The sequence below is a fragment of the Bacillus tianshenii genome, assembly GCA_020524525.2.
In the GTDB taxonomy this organism is placed as follows: Bacteria; Bacillota; Bacilli; order Bacillales; family Bacillaceae_N; genus Bacillus_AV.
Window position 1 is genome coordinate 1186662 of the sequence record CP129018.1, and the last position, 16897, is coordinate 1203558.

Sequence of the window (16897 nt, forward strand, 5' to 3'; positions counted from 1 at the left end):
GGTTTTTGTTTGGGGGCAACTTTTGAGGGGGCAGGTGTTAGTTCGTTTTGTGCCCCAAATGTGCCCCCAATGAAAAAATTTTGTCCGTATGCTTTTCGAAACGGTTAATTGCATCGGATTCAATCTTGTGGCTGACATGGGTGTACACATCTGAGGTAATCTTCATGGAGCTGTGCCCCAGGGCTTCTTGAATATACTTCATATCGACCTCTGATTCTAACATCAATACCGCATGTGTATGACGCAATGAATGAATGCTCAAAGGTGGCAGATCGGCTTTCTTGAGAATACGCTTAAACGCATTAAATAAAGTTGATTTCGGAAGAGGGGAACCGTCCTCTCTGCAAAAGACCAAATTTAAGTGCTGCTTGTACATTTCTTTAAGCCGATAGATGTTATCATTCTGTCTTACCTTATGAGCATTCAACTCCATTGCAAGACGGCTTGTAATAGGTATTTCCCGTTCTGAATTATAGGTTTTCGTGTCACTAAATAATTCATCATCTGACTTCGCCTCATAATCAATTGAATACATGATCTTAACGCGATTCTCCGCAACATTCACCTTGTCCCATTGTAAAGCTAAGGCCTCACCTTTACGGACTCCCGTTTCAATTAGAAACCGAAAGAACAAGTAATAGGTGTAATTGTCCTTCATAGCAGCGTCTAGAAAATCACCGATCTTATCGTAAGGAATGAACTTAATATCAGATTTATTGCTTTCCTTCTGACGTTTTTCTTTTGTGGAGTATATAATTACGTCTTCACAAGGGTTTCTTTGAATCTTATTTCTTATCATGGCTTTCTGGAGAGCACTGTACATTGTACTATGAATGATTTGGACTGTTCGCTTGCTGTAATCTTGGCTGATTAAATGGTTAATAAACTTCTGGTACAAATTGTGCGTTAAATCTTCTAGCTTCATCTTTTGGAAGTAAGGAGCGATATGATTCTTAACGTTCCGTTCATGAAGTCTGTACGTGTTCTTTGCCACTTTGTCCTTCTTATATTCTTGTAGCCAAAACTCTAGAAACTCTACCACACGTTCATCATCCCTTGCATCATAGCCTAACTCAATCTTTCTCTTCATTTCTTCATAATCTCTTTCAGCCTCCGGCTTTGTCCGGAAGCCTTGCCTCTTAACTTCTTTAGGCTTGCCTGTTATCTTATCTCTGTACTTCCAACGATAGCGCCAATTGCCAGGACCTAATTTCTTAAAACTGGCCATAAACATTCTCCTTTCGATAGAAGATGATCCTATTCATTATACGGTAAAGATTTTATCGTCTTGGTACAATGTTAGAAAACCGATATTCATTGAATCCTTCACGGACAACCTTCACTTTTCGATTCGTCTTAATCTTATCAATTCGTTCCTGGCACAGCTCTTCCGTAACGCCGAATACATTTGACAAATGAACAGTTGCATCCGTTGCATAGATATCATAATTAACAATCAAATGATAGGGGAGGGCTGCATAACGGACAAAATGCCTGGCGTCACGTTCTTGCAGGACCCTTAACATGTCAGGCATAGTAATTTGGTTCCCAGTGTGTCTGAGGATGTGACAAAGCTCATGATAGAAGGCTTCACGCTTCTGATGAAGCGGAAGTGCAGCGTTAATCGTAATTTCTTGATACCGGCCGGTAACTAAGTAGTGAGACTCCATGTTCTTGTATTTCAGGTAGATGTTCAATTTTCGACAAATGTACGTTTCATCTAAATCTTCGGGGTGATTGATGCCAATTGTTTTATAGAGCTTTGTTACCCATTCTTCGAGTAGGGTAGGGAAGTAGGTGTATTGCATAATGTTCACTCCTTTGGTGATATTATACAAACATATGTTCTTTCTTGCAATTAAATAATTTGTGGGTGTATCGGTTGCAAAAATAATGTTTTTTATGTAAGATAGTTGCATAGAATAAATGTCAAGAGGTGAAGCTATGATTATACAAACGCCATTAAATGCTGAAAAATTTATTAAAAAGGAAGTTCCTTATAAAGTTAGGGCTCAGTTTATTCCGCTCATACATAAAGCGTATGATTTAGCATATAAAGCATTAGAAGAATATCCATTTCTAGGGTGGAAGATAGGAGAATATCATATAGGTTATTTAAAACATATTGCTGTTCAATATGTTTTGAAAAATGGTGTAGATAGAGGGGAGTTACCGTTTAACTATACAATTGAGTATAATTCAAATAAAACATATCCTTTTCTGCAGTTACATACAGAAAATGCAAAAATAACAGTAAGTCAAACAACAACTCCGAATAAAATTGCAAGACCTGCTTTTTTTAGAAAGAAACTACAATTAGCAAACCAACTATATTGGGATTTATGGGAGGAGGAAGAGGTTAACACAAAATTAGAACCTAAATACTTACTTCTCACTCATGGTTATGGAAATAGAGAACCAGCTTTTATTAATTTAGGAATGCCAGGTAAGAATAATTGGATTGACCGAATAAACATTTTAGAAGAGCCTAGATTAATTAAGCTTGAAAATGAAGATAGAGCAAAAGAAGAAAAAATTACATCAGAAAAACTTGTTGACTTCAAAGAATTTCTACAGGGAGTGCGTCGAAGTGAAGAGTAAGTCATCTCAGATTTCTAGTTTTTGTCCTAAAAGACTCAAAAAAGCCAGAGAAGCACGTGGTTATACAATTAAAGAATTAGCAGAGGAAGTTGGAGTTACCCATCAATCAATATCTAAATATGAAAACTTTAAAGCGGTTCCCAGTAGTTTAGTTTTAAGAAAAATATGTTCAATATTAAAGGTTCATTTGACTTATATGTTAAAGCCTACTTCAGAAGAAAGTGAAATGGTAGTTTTTTTTAGAAGCAGGGCTGCAGCTACTGTTAAATCAAAAAAAATTCATCGTCACAGACTTGATTGGTTGGTAGATATTTATGAATATTTAGATGAAATTATGAACTTTCCACAAGTAAATATACCAAAAGTGATAGAAAATAATTCCTATATACCAACTGCATTTGAAGAGATTGATGAAATAGCTTTGGATGTTAGAAAGTATTTTGGTCTTGGAAAAGGTCCTATTTCAAATATTCTTTTACTTTTAGAGAAAAATGGAGCGGTTATTTCAAGAGCTAAATTTAATGATTATAAAATTGATGCTTGTTCAAAGTGGAGTGAAAATAATAACAGACCATTTATATTTTTAGGTAGTGATAATACATCCTCGGTTAGATCAAGGTTCGATATTGCTCATGAATTAGGGCATTTAATTTTGCATCCAAATATTTCATGGAAAGAATTTAACAAAAAGGAAAATTACAAATTAATGGAAAAAGAAGCTGATCGCTTTGCCTCTTCTTTTTTATTGCCTGAAGAAACATTTGGAAGCGAAGTTTATAGTAGTTCTTTAGAAAATTTAATTGAATTAAAAAAGAGGTGGAAGGTATCAATTCAAGCTATGGCATATAGAGCGATGCAAGTAGGAATTTTTACAGAATCTCAATTTCTATATATACGGCGCTTATTATCAAACAAAAATATGTTAAAACAAGAACCATTAGACTCTGAAATGAAATATGAGGAGCCTTCCTTATTAAAACAATCTATTGAATTAATTCTTGAACATAATGTAAAAGCCAAGAATGATTTAATTGATGAAATAGGGTTATCAAGAGAAGACATTGAGCTTTTAGCTAACTTATTGCCTGGGACTTTAATTGAAAGAAATAACTATGGGAATATCGTGTCGTTTAAGCGATGATATATAATATTGTTTTTGTTTTCTTTAGCTTTTGTGTGGACACAAAGGAGGGGGCTAACTTAACTGTCATTAACAAATGATAATTAGTTAGCTCCGTTCTTTCTATAAGCCTAATAGTAAGAGGGAAACTAATTAAAAGAGCGGTCATGGCACATGAAGAAAGGATAATTTAGTATATAAATTACTACTCCTTACTTATACATTCATTACATTTATCACTTTTTAGCTCACCCCAGGGATAATACATGCCACAATTTGTACATAATTTAAATTTTCTCTGTATCTAGCTGCATTTTTCACAAATGACTCCTTCAGTTGACTGAAATTTCCCCTTTTCATTTTTACATGACACACAAACAAGCTCCCTATCTTTAGAACGTTTAATAAATTCAATGCTCAAATTATTTATTGCATCAAATATTGGTTCAAAGTCGTCTAATGCGAGATTAAAATTAGCACTATGTACCACGTAATTTCTGATTTTTACTAGGTGGCTAATTGTACGGCATGTTTGTTTAGTTATTAATTCTTCCTTTTCCAATTTATTAATTAAGTTTAGTATCTTGAAAGGTTTTTGAACTGGTATGTTTGTTTGTTCACTTACATATGAATATATTACTTCCTCTAGTTGTTTATATTTCATTAAAAAAAGACCGACCATCTCATTTAGGTTAGATGCCATATTTTCAGAAATTAACTCCATTTCCTCAGTAGGAATATGTATTTTGTCAAGATTTTCGATTGCTGAAACTAATTTTTCTTTAATTTCACTAGAAAGATTTTGAATGATTATAAATTCATCTCTATTTATTCGGTTGTTATGAGCAACTTTACATCTTAATTGATATAAGTTATCCCACCGTTTTTTTAGAAAATCTTGTTCGCATTCAACTAATTCTGAAAAATACCTATCCCAATTTGATTGTGGAATAAACTTTTCTAATTCGTCAATATTAATTTTACTATTATCTTGCAATGTTTGTATTTTTTTATATAGTTTGTCTATGCTCTCAGTTTGGTATTTATCAAATAAAAATTTAGTTAAGTCAATGAAGTCTGTATTATATAAAAAACCTGTTTTTTCATTTTTCTTTTTTTTATCAATATTTACAGAATCAGGGGTGTGAACGTCAGTCCAAACAGTTCCTACATTAATTAACATGAATTTTGTAATTAATTTTCTCATAAGGTTTTCAAGTTCGTGTATTAATGGATAAGCTTTATTTGCATAATAGAAGCTAATATCATCCCATAAAACTTCGATCTGCATCTTACTTATTTTTCCTAGCAGAGTTCTTATTATTCTTAATAAATATTCAAATTCTTGAAGTTTCGTTTCCTCTTTTAAGGTAAGCTTTATGTGAAAATATTGATCGGTATCACTGTTGTTAAACTTCCCAGTTTGGATAGTATATTCTATTTTTAAATTTGCATAGTCAATAGTATTTTCACTAACTTTAATCTCTGAATAAGATTCTAGTAATCGATTAAAGGAGTTAACATTACCACAAAACGAATTTTTCGTATCAATTACTATTAAGTATTCAGTTTTAAATTCATTGAACATTATAGAATTTCCCCCTAAATTGATATCATTTCTCTTCATCTTTCCTCTTGTTGACTTAAAACATTATGTATTCAAAATGCTTACGAATTTCCTCTGCATCACCAGGCGTCATTTGCTGCATATGTTTATGTCAAAAAAACAAAGGCCTTAAAATTGTTTATAAGTTAACTAACATCGGTATTACTTCTTTTATATTCCAGCATTTCTTTCCTTTTATTTGTAAGCCCTTTATAAAATAGAAAGATTATAATAAAGGAAATAATGAAGTACACAAGTCCATATACTAAGCTAATAAATAAATTACTTATAACCATAAAGCTAAAAAACAAAATAAGTACTGGTTTTGAGTAGAAAAACCTGACTATTGGGTTTTCCCATTGTTTGTGATGCTTTGGCTTTTGAGGTTCTGTACTATTTGTGCCGCCTATGCTAATGGTATATCCTTTGGCAGGTTGATATTTTTGTTTTTTCCTAGGTTGATATTTTCGCATAGGTTTATTTGAAATAACTTCTTTAAAATAAATTTCTTCATTAGGACTTTGAAGCTTTAATAACTCAAGTAAATTTAAAATATCGTCCAAAGCTCTGTGAGTTTGGTGATTAGAAATGCTATGACCTTGAAGAAGGGTTATTAGCTTTTTGTTTTCAAATCCATAATCTTGCCATTTAACATGCCTCATTGAACAGTGCCATTTCTTTTCGTTTACCTCTGGATACATTCTGTAAATGAAGCTGCGGTCAAAAGAAGCATTGTGAGCAATCAATATATCAGCTTGTTCAAATAACTTGTTAATATAGTGATCGTCAAACTGCTTTCCTTTAACTTTATTAAATGGGATGCCATGAACTCTGTATGCTTCGTCATAATTTTCTTTTGCAGTAGGCGACAAAGGCTCTCTTAGAGCTGAATACTTTTCAATTATGTTATTAATGGAACCGTTTTGTTCATCATATGAGAATAATATTAGGGCCATCTCAATAATTTCATCACGCTCTGGACTTAATCCAGTTGTTTCGACGTCTACTAAGCATCCTATCTTTTCCATCTTATCACCTCAAAAAAAGACACTTATCCCTTGTAAGGTGTAAGTGTCTTGGTGTCATTTCTCTTCATCTTTCCTCTTGTTGACCTGAAACATTATGTATTCAAAATGCTTACGAATTTCCTCTACATCATCCGGGGTCATTTCCCGCCATTTGCTTATGTCAAAAAATCCAAAATCCTCAATGCCGTATTCATCACAAAGCTTTCTAATCTCTTCAAGAGCGTTAAAGTCATTTTCCGATTGTTTACTGGCTGTGGTTTCCTTAAGTCGTGGCTTGTCTGTTCTACCAAGGAGATAGTCTACAGAAACATCGTAAAGGTCAGCAATTTTTTGTAGAGTATCGTAATCCGGCTTTCTTGAACCTCTTTCATAAGCAGTGTAAGCAGGCCGTGTAACTCCAAGGTATTCAGCCATCTTTTGCTGAGTATATTTATGTTTATTTCTTAAATTAACTAACCTTTGTGCTAACAATCCTTTTCCCTCCTTAGTACTTCTTTATTTTACCGTAACAATTAGTTACATTAAACTTAATGTAACTAAAAGAAACGTTTTTTTTGTTTTTTTATTGACATTGTAACTAAATGACACTATTATTGATGTAACGAAACGATACATTGAAGGAGGGTTGATGGTGAGAGAATGGTTGAAGTTATTACGGGAAAAAGAAGGTTTAACTCATGAGGGTGTAGCAGAAGCAGCAAATATTAAAAGGGCTTACTACACTATGATTGAATCAGGAACAAGAACTCCTAGTGTGAAAGTTGCTCGTTCGATTGGTTCAGCTCTTAACTTTGAATGGACTCTTTTTTTTGATAATCAATGTAACGAAACGAAACATAAACCCGCATGAAAGCAGAAGGGAGGTAACTCAAATGAACAATAAAGCCCATCAAGCAGCTCGTAACCTGGTCGGTACAAAAGTGAAAGTACTTGTTAGCTTGCGACCAGTTGTGCGTGTGCTGCGCGAGGATGCGGACGGTTTCTATATTTGTTACCAAAACGAACACGTTCCAGTTAAGGCGAAGTTCGAGAGCACGGTTCTCACGTTCTTGGCCTTAACACCGCAAAACCGAGAAGCAATCGAACGAAACCGACAGGAACGCAAGGCTAAACAAAAAGCAGCGGAACAACAGCAAGCCCAACCGGACCAACACCCAGAACCTCAATCACCTAAAAAAGAACCACGTCCCAATATTTTCACTTACCATACTTTATATAAAAAATTGAAACCACACCCAAGACTCCAAAGGGAATGCAGCTGCAAGCCATTTTCCAAACAGCGCTCTCCAGTCAAGCTAGAAGCAATACCGCCATAGTTAAGGAGTTCATTGGTAAAAGACCTAGCCCTTGTTACCCGTTAGGCGCAAGCGGAACAGTAGCTGCTTGTTGACAATCCAATACTAACAAACAGAAAGGGGTAGTCGGGATGAGTGAGAATGAACGAGAGCTTGCTCCTTACTTACCTTCAGCGCAAAAAATTGAAGAAATGAGCTTGAATACTTTTGGAGACTGGGTAGACAAAGCCCTTCACGATTTGCCTGAAAGAAAAGTAAAGAGAGACCCACTATTTCATTTAAAAAAAGAGATCTCTCAAATACTTAAGGAGCAACACAAGTCAGAAGCTGCCAAAGAAGAAAAAGTGTTATCTCTTATTAAAACGTATTTCAAGAACTTTGCTAGCTAACTTCGATGTTTGTTGATAGCCAATACTAACACACAGAAAGGGGTAGTCATGATGAGTGAAAAGCATTTGTCTGCTAAAGAGTTCCAAGAGCTGTTGTTGAAAGCCTCTACACTCTCAAAACAACTAGAAGAAACTCTTCAGCAAATCAATAAGTTTGAATTGGATGTTATGAACTTACAAAAAGCTTCTGACAATGATATGGAAGTCGCAAAACAATTTTCAGTTAAAGTCAAAAATTATCTTCCAGATAGCTATTGTAAAAAAGAAGGCTCGGTAATCGATGATTTAGTAAAAGCCATTAGTAAGTCCTTAATCGAAACATTTAATACCAATCGTTTGTAAATTATCTTCACCAGTAACTTGCATTTTAATTGACAAAGTATTTTCAACTTTTAGGTATTCAATTGAAACAACGGACTCAATTGAATATCCTAAACCGTTTGGATCGTTTGGTGTTGAATCTGAAAATTCATGAGAAACTAGTTCATTTGCAAGCAACTGGCAGTCGTTTTTAAAGCGATTTTCATTTGTTGTATCTGGTAAAAAGTCATTTAAACCATAATCAATAGTTGCAGTCTTTTGAGTAAGCAAAACTTTTTTAACTTTTTGGATGAAATTTTCTAGTCCAGATACGGTTTTTAGGTCACCATTTGCGATTATAAGGTCACCATTATCAAAATCAAACGCTAGATCGCTTTTGTAACTATGCACATCTAATCTTGGGTTAAGATTTGACTTTACCGGGGTAGCAGGATTCCATTTCAAAGTTATCACCTCCTTCCTGTCTTTACCATTCGACAGATAAGAGGAAAATCCTACAAAAAATGGGAGAAGTAAACCCCCTGAATAGTCAAGAATACAAATTAGATCAAAAGCCTACTGGAGCGAATCTAACAACCGTACCACCATAATTTAATAAATGCTGCTAATTCCATCATAGCAAGTATTTATTTTTACATTGGTAGAAAGGAAGTGAAAGATGTTGCGAAATGGTAGAGCTGCACGAACAGCAAAGGAAGCTAGGAAACAAGCGAAGATGAGTCAGGAGAAGTTTTCCATGGAAACACATCAATCCCGTGAAGCGGTATCCAAGCAGGAAACAGGCGGGTACCGTGTGCAACCCCAAACTGCTGAGTACTTTGCAGTGAAGCATAACAACCCTTGGGTTGCACTGGAAGCAGCTGCTGAATATGCAGGCTGGGGGATGCGTAAGCTTGACGGTCCGGCCGTTGATCTACACAGAAGCAGTGTGAAGTTGAAGACAATTGAAGAACTGGAAGAAGCAATAGGGGCAATCGAGAAAGTGAGTGTCATCAATCAGCCATTCTCCATTAAGTCGTGGGAACGGCAAGAGATTGAACATTCATTAGAACAGTCAGCGGATGCAATTTATGCCTTAATTCATTACATGTCGATCATGTGTGAGGAATACCAAGTTCCCTGGCACAGCGTTTGGGAACGACACACTAACAAACTAGTTGCTAACCAATACGTTACAAGATAAGGAGGCTAAGCATGATTAATGTTCAAGTGGACCAAGAAGAAGTACGTCAAATGTATCTCGAAAAGCTTGAAGAGAGAGTCAAAGAATTAGATGTGGAGCGTGTGTTCTGGGATGCAAATGAACTGAAACGCAGAACGTGTATGAGCTGGGGAACCATTCAGGAAAAGTTCTTCTTCGACCCGCGCTTCCCTAAGCATAAAGTAGGCGGTAAATGGTATTTCCCTGCACAAGACGCAAAGAAGTTCTTGCTTACATGGCTTAGTGAACAATAAATCAATGATGAAAGGAAGGTAGTGAAATGAACCAAGCTATAGAAGCACCAATGATCGATTGGAGTGAGCTTGAAGAGCAGACTTCTCCAGAATTCGTTACAACTGTAAAAGGGCAGCTTGAAGACGCTAGGGTGTTGGTTGTTGATCGAAATAGTGACGAAATGAGCTACGCACTTTATGTTATTGCGGAATTTGATGAACTAATAGAAAGAGGTTTTATGTTTTTCTACGATTATGAATACAAACAAATTACGTGCAATAGTGTGGGGATGAGTTTGTGTAAAGTGCTAATTAAGATGCAAAAGGAGGTACGCGAATATGCAAACGCGTGAAATGATTATGGGCATTTTAGTAGCGACGGATGAATTGAATGAAGCACTGGAAGAGGGCAGGTTCAAAGATGTGCAAATTTGTGCGGAAGAAGTTATGGCTTTTGCTAAGGAACTAGATAAAGCGAAGCGCAAGGCAGAAGCTAGAGCAAAGCTTGCTCCAATTATTGCGAAGTTCAGGAAGCAAGGTGTGAAAATCGGTTTTGCCAGAAAGGTAGCGGTGGACAATGAAGCATCAGCTTAATCTTACACAGGCTGAGAATGCGGTCTGCATGCAAGCGATGAATTTCTATACACGAATTGCTCCAAGTTCTGTTCAAGCCCAAGCAGATATTGCATTTGAGAAGCTGGTCTTAGAGGAAGAAATGGATGGAATGGAAATGCGGATACTTGTGAAGGCTTTGCGAAGGAACGCACAGTTCTTTGCCTCTAAGCGCAAGTGGAGTGAGAGCGACATCTTAAATGAGCTTGCCAATCTAGTAGATGAAGAGAGACAAGTCTTCCAGCAACGAAACAACCCGTTGGCAAAAGAAAAAGCAGCAAGTGCGGGAACACTTACTGCCTGAGTTGATTACATGCGATTAAGATAATTCTACCATCATTTATATGGTGCGACAAGAGCTTTGGTTCTTGTCGTCATGGCCAGGAGTATTTCGGGTTGCCTCCCCTCGACCTGATACGCCAATCACACTTACTCTTGGCCGTGACGATGGGAATTGTGGCTACCATCAAACTACATAATGGAAGGAAGTGAACACCGCGCCTTGTAACGCCACGTAAATTACCATTCACTTTTCATTAGTTTGGGTGCGGGTTTGGTATTGCCCGCATACCTCTATTTCATGGAATAGGAGGATGAGCCATGACAACGACTAAGCCTTCTGAGGTTAGACGAAAAGCAATCCGGTTGCTTGATACAAATTGTATTGCTTGTGGGATTAAGGCACAGAATAAAGAATTGCTCGGGCAACATCGAGCAGAGCGATATTGTCGAGAGGTCTGCAAGGTAGGAATAAGGTTAGCAGAGTTGGGGCAGTTGATAGGTTCTGAGGATTTTCAAAAATGCGCTGTGAATCAGCCTGGTATTAACAATGGAAGCTATACAGTGGAAGAAACGTTTTACTTAAAGGGGCATTTGCACCTTATAGGAGACGGAAAGCGATACAGCTACGAGCATATTGCCAAGAAGTTGAATCGTTCACCGAGTTCCATCTATGGAAAATGCGAGAAGTTGCACCGACAAACTGGCGGGTGTGCGTAATGGTCTATGAAGTAAAGTTTTGTAGACATAAAAAAGAAGACGATTTCCACACTGTTCATATTGCCATCGTTGCTGCTGACAACGTGACAGACTGTCGAGAACAGGCCGAGGAAATCGTCCAAGAAAAAGGCTTCAATGAGAACTACCGATTCTTCATTGAAGATTGGGCTATTTGATATCTAGTATACTACCAAGCTATTAGACAATCAATTCCAAAGGAAGGGAAGCGGTCCGATTGCTTGCCTACCCATATTATAATGTGCTGCTTCCGCATAAGCTGCACGCGTTAAGAACCGAACAGCCAGCACAATTTGAGGTCGAAGTAATGCGGTTTATGCGGAGGTATCCGCATTACCAGGTGCTCAAGGTGAATGATAAATTTATTGTTTGTGAACGAAGGAGAGTTGCAAAATGACAGCTACAGCAACAGCACAACCAAGGAAATTAAAACGTGTCGTCATAAAAGAAGAATTTTTCGCCTTAACGGGCGATTTTCGTTTGGCTGTTCTGCTTAATCAAATGGTGTATTGGGCGGAACGTGTCAGAGATTACGATAAGTTCATCCTAGAGGAGAAACAGCGCGCGGAGAAAATAGGCGAAGAACATGATCAAGAGCTTAATAATGGCTGGATTTATAAGAAAGCATCTGAGCTCGTTGAGGAAACCATGCTAGGCGTTTCAGAAGTAACAGTGCGCCGGTTGCTAAACAAATTAGTTGAAAAGGGTTGGGTGGATATGAGAACCAATCCGATTTACAACTGGGACAAAACAAAGCAATATCGTGTGAACTTATTGAAGATTGAACAGGAACTACGTTCACTTGGCTATACCTTACAAGAATATGTGATTGAATATTCGAACATGCAGAATGAAGAATCGAGCCTTCAAATTGAAGGTTCGAGTGAACAAGTTGAAGGTTCCACCAAACAGGATGACGGTTCGAGCGTACACAGTGAAGGAGCAATACCAGAGATTACTACAGAGATTACTTCCAATGAAATTAATAAAAATGATGATGACAAAGCGCGCGTGTGTTCATCTTCTGAACAACAGCAAGATCAAGAACAAGAACCAAAGCAAGAAACAGTGAATGACATTGAACATGCTGCACGCGAACTTGAAAACAAATTCATTCAACTTCGTGGCCGTGGTCTATACCCAAGTGCAAATGATATGCAAGACATCATGGAGATCGTAAAAAGTGACATTGCTCTTGAAGATGCCCTGAAATGGCTGGAAGAATGCTTTGCAAACTACAAACCACCATACACAGGAGCACGCATTAATACATTCAGCTACTGCAAGCAACACATTCTGCAACAAGCCTATCTCCAGAAGTCAAGGAAAGAAGCCAAACAGAACGCGAAGAAGGTTGAATTCACTGAACATCAGCCAAAACAGCGTAAGCCAAGAGGTCGAGCTGGCTATCATCCGCGCAAGGAAAAGCTTCCTGAATGGTTTGAAGAAGAAAAACAAGGTAAACCAACTGAGCAAACGCAAGAAGATACCCAAGAAGCGGAGCAATTGAAAGCGGACCTGCAAAAGCAACTAAAAGCATTTCGAGAAACCCCTGGGTGTAATTAATGGCTAAGGTTATCGAGCGCCAAAGAAGTCTGAAGCTGAAAAGCAATGACTGGGGACAAAACAATTACAACCCTATGCTTTGTGCTTATGGCAAATGTGATAAAGGCAGGCTTTGCCGTTCTTGCTGCCATTTATCTGGCTTTGGTGTATTTGCAAAGTGTGGCTTCCACAACGGCAGCCATTCTGGAAATTGGTCAGCTTGTACTCGCTGGGAAAGGAGAGGTTGAAGATGGACCAAGCAGGAATTTTACGTGCTGCAGTTGAGCAGAAGCGGAACGAATATATTGATTTACTGAACATGATGGGTGTTAAGCAAATGCCGGATGGCCGGAAGGTTGATGAGCTTACATACAGTGAGCTGCAGGAAGAGTTTGTGAATGTTAAGAGTGAGAGTGCATAAAAAAAGGTCACTCCTCAGGAAAAGAGTGACAAACATACAAGCACACAGAATATGTTAAATCTTGTTTGTATGTATATTTTAGCATTTTGGTGTGTTAAATTCCATTTTTATGAAAATTTGAGTGGGAGAGGGTGAAGTAATGGCTAATGTGTTGAATGAAAGAAATCAAAAAATCATTAAAAAAATTAAAGGATTACTTTCATTATCAGAAAACAACTCAAACGAAGATGAAGCTCAATCTGCATTTCTTATGGCTCAAAAACTAATGCTAAAAAATAACATTTCTTTGAATGAAGTAAAATTGGAAGAAAACAAAGAGAATATTGATTCTGGTCAAGTCACGATTCATAAGCAATTATATTGGTGGGAGCGACATCTTGCCAACGTGATGGGAGAAAATTTCCGAGTTAAGTCGTATATCAACAGAAAGAAACTAAAGGGAGAAACGAAACGGAAGAAAGCAATATGTTTCCTTGGTTATGAATCAGATGTGAAGTTAGCAAAGGAAATGTATATGTTAGCGTATGAAGCCATAACCACATTATCAAAAATATATGTTGAGGAATATTATATCGCCCACAAAACAAACAGATTAAAGAGAATTACAATAGCTTTAAAGAATTCCTATATGTTGGGTTTTTTAGAAGGGTTAGAACAGAAATTTCAGGAACAATTTGAGCAAATGAAGAAAGAAGAAAATGCTTTAATGGTCCTTGTACCGGAAGAAGTAAAAGAAGAATATAAGAAACAAGTAACAGGCAAGGGAACTCCTTTTAGAATTCCATCTGTTCAAGAATCTAATGCTTATACAAAAGGTTATAAAGATGGCAATAAAATTGACTACACACGATCAACTATAAAAGACATTTCTGTTTAGGAAAAATGGTGAAGGTGATGAACTTGAATACATGTATGAAATGTAGTTATGAATTTAATGTTGACTACAAATTGAAATGTCCAGTATGCGGGCTAAATCATTCTATATATATCACTTGGAATGAGGCGCAAAAGGCAGTTCTGGAAGGTAAGAAAGTTCTTTTTCATCATATGGGAAAGGCCGTTCCAGTGAATAAGAATACTAGTTTTCAATATTTACAATGGAAGTACTTTGGTGTATTCAACCTAACCTGGAATCACGTATTTAATGGTAAATACTCTATCGCGTAATGTCACAATTCAAGAAACTACTATTTTACTGGGTGGTGAAATTGTACATGCAAGGGGTTGTGATTGATACACGTAAGGAATGGATGAAAAAAGAAGATAAGCTAATGCGCTGCATGAACCGATGTAGACTCTTTAATCGCTGTTTCACCCGTGCCGGAGCAGAATGCAAAAGTCTTGGAGGGACAGTTATCCCAAAAATACGAACAAAATAATGCAAGTTAAAAAGCCAGGATTCCTCCTGGCTTATATAGGGAAAATTAGTTATTCTGGATGTTATTTACATTATAGCACAGGAGGAATCCTCATGAAATCACAAATTCTAACAATTAAAGACAGCAGTACACTAGAAATAGACCTAGAAAAAGAAGGAAATGAGCCATTTGTTGTAGTATATTGTGAGGGGAAAGCCAAAATTTGTCGATTACCATCGCATGGGGAGTATAGGATAATCACACATCAAGGCAAAGTGAAGCGGATGAGGAATGAAGAGGGGGAGGAGTTTTGAATTGTATGGTTTTATGCATATTATAATAAAGGGGTTAAATTATGCTTAGACAAATCTATGGTTCTACTCATATATTAGCCAGGATTGAATTAGATACATTGTTAAATTACTATTTTGAAGTTGAAAGAAATATTAATGCTAACAAAGATAAGTTTATCGATGAAACCAAACTCCAAACTTATGGCTTGAGTGAACAAGATATTAAAGAGTTTTGGGATTTTCATATAGATAAATATGAGGAGCTAAACAAATTGTTTCCTAACCTATTAAGAAGATCTATTTTGATTAACGCTTATTCTATACTAGAATCATGCTTATGTTCAACGTACAAATATATTGAAGCTAATTACCCTGAACTTCAAAATATAAGGATAAGCAAGAAAATAAGTACTATTGAAAAGATAAAGGAAAAGATGACACAAGGACTCGATTTCAATTTTCCACAAACAGAACAATGGTTTAATATATTAAAATATAAAAACATTAGAAATAAAGTTATTCATGCATTAGGAAAGGTTTCGAAAGAGGACTGGGCTTATAGAGATGTACAAGAACTTCCAAATGTTACTATTGATATTTATAGTAAAGAAATAGTTATTGAAAAAGATTTTTGTTTTTTTGTTATCAAGGATATATCTGATTTTCTAAGAGATTTTTTTGAACAGTTAAATAATTTAGCATTAAATCGATGATCTACTATACAAAGTATATATTTATAAAAACAATTGAGCCTTTTAACAACAAGGAATACCCTACTCTTCAAACCCTTTTGAATGGTTGATAGGGGCAAAAGTATCTATATACATCCAATAGTTTTGATTTGTTATTAAAGGATAGATAATTTTTTGTAGAATGCAGTAATGTTTTAAAAAGTAATTGAACACTAATTCCCTTTAAAGTTAGTGAAATGAGGTAGTTTAAAATGAAAAGAAAGACAAGCAAATTGAAAGCTGGAGTATTTATTGTTGAGTCAAATAAATTTAGTGAAGAAGATGAGCAACTCTTTGAAGGTGAAGTCCTAACTAAAATGCTTAAGTTATTAGATGTAGAAGTGGTCTATAAATATATAAGGACAGAAAAAGAATTAAAGGCAGTACTAAAACAATTCAGAGAATCGTCTTTTAGATATTTACACTTAGCTTGTCATGGTGATGAAGAAGGTTTCGGTTTGACGTTAGATGATATTTCATTTGAAAAGTTTTCTCAGTTATTGGAAAAACCTATAGAAAAACGGAGAATTTTTTTATCTTCTTGCAGTGTTTTACAAGGAGATAAATTAGCAGAGGCCTTAACTCCATACAAAGTTTTATCGATAGTAGGACCTGATAAGGAAATTTATTTTGATGATGCAGCGATTTTTTGGGCATCTTTTTATCATTTAATGTTTAGGGAAAATTCTAATACCATGTATAATCAGAGATTAAAAGAAGTTGTAAAAGAGCTTTCAAACATATATTCCGTTTCAATGAAAACTTTAATTCTTCAAAAAAACAAGAAGGTTTATAAGAGGTATGAATGTAGCTGATAAATAGATCAAGTATTAAATTTTGAAAATATATAAAAATAAATATTAAAAGTAGTTTGCAATATATTTGTCCCACCAGCCCACTGGAGGACACTGATTAGGTTAGCTGCACATGCAGCGCTTAGTTGGTGTCCTCTTTTATTTTGTTCAGAGAGGATGAGTTAGGTGAAAAACAAACGTAAGCAACAAAAGCAAAAACAGCGAAAAGCAGAAAATCAATTAACAGAACGAGATATCAAAGAACTAATGGGAATGAATCGACCTACATATGGGCGTCGTCGCGGAGCGGTTATTCGGAAAAGGTAGTGGAA

The 16897-nt window shown here is 36.1% G+C and carries 26 protein-coding genes; 20 read left to right on the top strand and 6 right to left on the bottom strand.

Annotated features, from left to right (window positions below; all coding sequences use genetic code 11):
- Positions 1-37: 37 nt before the first annotated feature.
- Together LC040_05860 and LC040_05865 are read right to left on the bottom strand one after the other, a co-directional pair.
- Positions 38-1228, bottom strand: coding sequence for a tyrosine-type recombinase/integrase (locus LC040_05860; GenBank protein ID WLR52424.1), 1191 nt, complete (start codon positions 1226-1228; stop codon positions 38-40).
- A gap of 52 nt (positions 1229-1280) precedes the next feature.
- Positions 1281-1808: an ImmA/IrrE family metallo-endopeptidase gene (locus LC040_05865; protein WLR52425.1), complete on the bottom strand. Its 528-nt coding sequence runs from the start codon at positions 1806-1808 to the stop codon at positions 1281-1283.
- A gap of 136 nt (positions 1809-1944) precedes the next feature.
- On the opposite strand from LC040_05865, the gene LC040_05870 reads away from it, so the two are divergent.
- On the top strand, positions 1945-2601 hold the full coding sequence (locus tag LC040_05870; protein ID WLR52426.1) for a hypothetical protein: 657 nt from the start codon (positions 1945-1947) through the stop codon (positions 2599-2601).
- Positions 2591-3742, top strand: a complete 1152-nt coding sequence (locus LC040_05875) for an XRE family transcriptional regulator (protein ID WLR52427.1) — start codon at positions 2591-2593, stop codon at positions 3740-3742. The genes LC040_05870 and LC040_05875 overlap by 11 nt, the downstream gene beginning before the upstream one ends.
- A 283-nt stretch (positions 3743-4025) precedes the next feature.
- Here the strand turns inward: LC040_05875 and LC040_05880 are convergent, their stop codons facing one another.
- The 3 genes from LC040_05880 to LC040_05890 form a co-directional block, all read right to left on the bottom strand.
- Positions 4026-5348 (bottom strand): HEPN domain-containing protein, encoded by a 1323-nt coding sequence (locus LC040_05880; GenBank protein WLR52428.1) that lies wholly within the window; start codon positions 5346-5348, stop codon positions 4026-4028.
- A gap of 125 nt (positions 5349-5473) precedes the next feature.
- Positions 5474-6355, bottom strand: coding sequence for an exonuclease domain-containing protein (locus LC040_05885; GenBank protein ID WLR52429.1), 882 nt, complete (start codon positions 6353-6355; stop codon positions 5474-5476).
- A gap of 54 nt (positions 6356-6409) precedes the next feature.
- Complete coding sequence (locus LC040_05890; GenBank protein WLR52430.1) at positions 6410-6826, bottom strand: helix-turn-helix transcriptional regulator; 417 nt, start codon at positions 6824-6826, stop codon at positions 6410-6412.
- A 157-nt stretch (positions 6827-6983) separates the two neighbouring features.
- On the opposite strand from LC040_05890, the gene LC040_05895 reads away from it, so the two are divergent.
- The 4 genes from LC040_05895 to LC040_05910 all read left to right on the top strand — a co-directional run bounded on the left by LC040_05895 (position 6984) and on the right by LC040_05910 (position 8381).
- A complete protein-coding gene (locus LC040_05895) occupies positions 6984-7205 on the top strand; it encodes a helix-turn-helix transcriptional regulator (protein WLR52431.1) in 222 nt (73 codons plus the stop codon).
- Between the two features lie 22 nt (positions 7206-7227).
- Entirely contained in the window at positions 7228-7671 is a 444-nt protein-coding gene (locus LC040_05900; GenBank protein ID WLR52432.1) for a hypothetical protein, read from the top strand.
- 110 nt (positions 7672-7781) lie between these two features.
- Entirely contained in the window at positions 7782-8039 is a 258-nt protein-coding gene (locus LC040_05905; protein WLR52433.1) for a hypothetical protein, read from the top strand.
- Positions 8040-8087: 48 nt separating this feature from the next.
- Positions 8088-8381, top strand: a complete 294-nt coding sequence (locus LC040_05910; protein ID WLR52434.1) for a hypothetical protein — start codon at positions 8088-8090, stop codon at positions 8379-8381.
- Here LC040_05910 and LC040_05915 read toward each other — a convergent pair.
- Positions 8349-8804 (bottom strand): DUF2634 domain-containing protein, encoded by a 456-nt coding sequence (locus tag LC040_05915; GenBank protein ID WLR52435.1) that lies wholly within the window; start codon positions 8802-8804, stop codon positions 8349-8351. The genes LC040_05910 and LC040_05915 overlap by 33 nt on opposite strands.
- A 214-nt stretch (positions 8805-9018) precedes the next feature.
- On the opposite strand from LC040_05915, the gene LC040_05920 reads away from it, so the two are divergent.
- The 14 genes from LC040_05920 (at position 9019) to LC040_05985 (ending at position 16892) form a co-directional block, all read left to right on the top strand.
- Positions 9019-9543: a helix-turn-helix transcriptional regulator gene (locus LC040_05920; GenBank protein ID WLR52436.1), complete on the top strand. Its 525-nt coding sequence runs from the start codon at positions 9019-9021 to the stop codon at positions 9541-9543.
- Positions 9544-9554: 11 nt separating this feature from the next.
- Positions 9555-9815 carry a DUF771 domain-containing protein gene (locus LC040_05925; GenBank protein WLR52437.1) on the top strand — a complete coding sequence of 87 codons (261 nt, stop codon included), beginning with the start codon at positions 9555-9557 and terminating at the stop codon, positions 9813-9815.
- A gap of 26 nt (positions 9816-9841) precedes the next feature.
- The gene (locus tag LC040_05930; protein ID WLR52438.1) at positions 9842-10147 is read left to right on the top strand and encodes a hypothetical protein; all 306 of its coding nucleotides are present in this window, start codon (positions 9842-9844) and stop codon (positions 10145-10147) included.
- Complete coding sequence (locus LC040_05935; GenBank protein ID WLR52439.1) at positions 10134-10388, top strand: hypothetical protein; 255 nt, start codon at positions 10134-10136, stop codon at positions 10386-10388. Before LC040_05930 ends, LC040_05935 begins: the two co-directional genes overlap by 14 nt.
- Positions 10372-10710, top strand: a complete 339-nt coding sequence (locus LC040_05940; protein WLR52440.1) for a hypothetical protein — start codon at positions 10372-10374, stop codon at positions 10708-10710. Before LC040_05935 ends, LC040_05940 begins: the two co-directional genes overlap by 17 nt.
- A 296-nt stretch (positions 10711-11006) precedes the next feature.
- Complete coding sequence (locus LC040_05945) at positions 11007-11405, top strand: zinc-finger domain-containing protein (protein WLR52441.1); 399 nt, start codon at positions 11007-11009, stop codon at positions 11403-11405.
- The gene (locus LC040_05950; GenBank protein ID WLR52442.1) at positions 11405-11581 is read left to right on the top strand and encodes a hypothetical protein; all 177 of its coding nucleotides are present in this window, start codon (positions 11405-11407) and stop codon (positions 11579-11581) included. The genes LC040_05945 and LC040_05950 overlap by 1 nt, the downstream gene beginning before the upstream one ends.
- A gap of 235 nt (positions 11582-11816) precedes the next feature.
- Positions 11817-12989: a hypothetical protein gene (locus LC040_05955; protein WLR52443.1), complete on the top strand. Its 1173-nt coding sequence runs from the start codon at positions 11817-11819 to the stop codon at positions 12987-12989.
- A 229-nt stretch (positions 12990-13218) separates the two neighbouring features.
- Positions 13219-13389, top strand: a complete 171-nt coding sequence (fbpA, locus tag LC040_05960; protein ID WLR52444.1) for a Fur-regulated basic protein FbpA — start codon at positions 13219-13221, stop codon at positions 13387-13389.
- 139 nt (positions 13390-13528) lie between these two features.
- On the top strand, positions 13529-14266 hold the full coding sequence (locus LC040_05965) for a DUF2786 domain-containing protein (protein WLR52445.1): 738 nt from the start codon (positions 13529-13531) through the stop codon (positions 14264-14266).
- Between the two features lie 594 nt (positions 14267-14860).
- Entirely contained in the window at positions 14861-15061 is a 201-nt protein-coding gene (locus LC040_05970; GenBank protein WLR52446.1) for an XtrA/YqaO family protein, read from the top strand.
- Between the two features lie 41 nt (positions 15062-15102).
- Positions 15103-15753 (top strand): hypothetical protein, encoded by a 651-nt coding sequence (locus tag LC040_05975; GenBank protein WLR52447.1) that lies wholly within the window; start codon positions 15103-15105, stop codon positions 15751-15753.
- Between the two features lie 230 nt (positions 15754-15983).
- Complete coding sequence (locus LC040_05980; GenBank protein WLR52448.1) at positions 15984-16586, top strand: hypothetical protein; 603 nt, start codon at positions 15984-15986, stop codon at positions 16584-16586.
- Positions 16587-16751: 165 nt separating this feature from the next.
- A complete protein-coding gene (locus LC040_05985) occupies positions 16752-16892 on the top strand; it encodes a hypothetical protein (GenBank protein WLR52449.1) in 141 nt (46 codons plus the stop codon).
- Positions 16893-16897 lie beyond the last annotated feature (5 nt).

What these genes read in the sequence shown, in the direction of transcription:
- LC040_05970 (WLR52446.1), top strand. Translation starts at nt 14,861, where the DNA reads ATGAAATCACAAATTCTAACAATTAAAGACAGCAGTACACTAGAAATA.
- LC040_05975 (WLR52447.1), top strand. Translation starts at nt 15,103, where the DNA reads ATGCTTAGACAAATCTATGGTTCTACTCATATATTAGCCAGGATTGAA.
- LC040_05980 (WLR52448.1), top strand. Translation starts at nt 15,984, where the DNA reads ATGAAAAGAAAGACAAGCAAATTGAAAGCTGGAGTATTTATTGTTGAG.
- LC040_05900 (WLR52432.1), top strand. Translation starts at nt 7,228, where the DNA reads ATGAACAATAAAGCCCATCAAGCAGCTCGTAACCTGGTCGGTACAAAA.
- LC040_05965 (WLR52445.1), top strand. Translation starts at nt 13,529, where the DNA reads ATGGCTAATGTGTTGAATGAAAGAAATCAAAAAATCATTAAAAAAATT.
- LC040_05950 (WLR52442.1), top strand. Translation starts at nt 11,405, where the DNA reads ATGGTCTATGAAGTAAAGTTTTGTAGACATAAAAAAGAAGACGATTTC.
- LC040_05955 (WLR52443.1), top strand. Translation starts at nt 11,817, where the DNA reads ATGACAGCTACAGCAACAGCACAACCAAGGAAATTAAAACGTGTCGTC.
- LC040_05870 (WLR52426.1), top strand. Translation starts at nt 1,945, where the DNA reads ATGATTATACAAACGCCATTAAATGCTGAAAAATTTATTAAAAAGGAA.
- LC040_05860 (WLR52424.1), bottom strand. Translation starts at nt 1,228, where the DNA reads ATGGCCAGTTTTAAGAAATTAGGTCCTGGCAATTGGCGCTATCGTTGG.
- LC040_05895 (WLR52431.1), top strand. Translation starts at nt 6,984, where the DNA reads ATGGTGAGAGAATGGTTGAAGTTATTACGGGAAAAAGAAGGTTTAACT.
- LC040_05910 (WLR52434.1), top strand. Translation starts at nt 8,088, where the DNA reads ATGATGAGTGAAAAGCATTTGTCTGCTAAAGAGTTCCAAGAGCTGTTG.
- LC040_05930 (WLR52438.1), top strand. Translation starts at nt 9,842, where the DNA reads ATGAACCAAGCTATAGAAGCACCAATGATCGATTGGAGTGAGCTTGAA.
- LC040_05945 (WLR52441.1), top strand. Translation starts at nt 11,007, where the DNA reads ATGACAACGACTAAGCCTTCTGAGGTTAGACGAAAAGCAATCCGGTTG.
- LC040_05920 (WLR52436.1), top strand. Translation starts at nt 9,019, where the DNA reads ATGTTGCGAAATGGTAGAGCTGCACGAACAGCAAAGGAAGCTAGGAAA.
- LC040_05885 (WLR52429.1), bottom strand. Translation starts at nt 6,355, where the DNA reads ATGGAAAAGATAGGATGCTTAGTAGACGTCGAAACAACTGGATTAAGT.
- LC040_05935 (WLR52439.1), top strand. Translation starts at nt 10,134, where the DNA reads ATGCAAACGCGTGAAATGATTATGGGCATTTTAGTAGCGACGGATGAA.
- LC040_05925 (WLR52437.1), top strand. Translation starts at nt 9,555, where the DNA reads ATGATTAATGTTCAAGTGGACCAAGAAGAAGTACGTCAAATGTATCTC.
- LC040_05865 (WLR52425.1), bottom strand. Translation starts at nt 1,808, where the DNA reads ATGCAATACACCTACTTCCCTACCCTACTCGAAGAATGGGTAACAAAG.
- LC040_05880 (WLR52428.1), bottom strand. Translation starts at nt 5,348, where the DNA reads ATGAAGAGAAATGATATCAATTTAGGGGGAAATTCTATAATGTTCAAT.
- LC040_05940 (WLR52440.1), top strand. Translation starts at nt 10,372, where the DNA reads ATGAAGCATCAGCTTAATCTTACACAGGCTGAGAATGCGGTCTGCATG.
- LC040_05905 (WLR52433.1), top strand. Translation starts at nt 7,782, where the DNA reads ATGAGTGAGAATGAACGAGAGCTTGCTCCTTACTTACCTTCAGCGCAA.
- fbpA (WLR52444.1), top strand. Translation starts at nt 13,219, where the DNA reads ATGGACCAAGCAGGAATTTTACGTGCTGCAGTTGAGCAGAAGCGGAAC.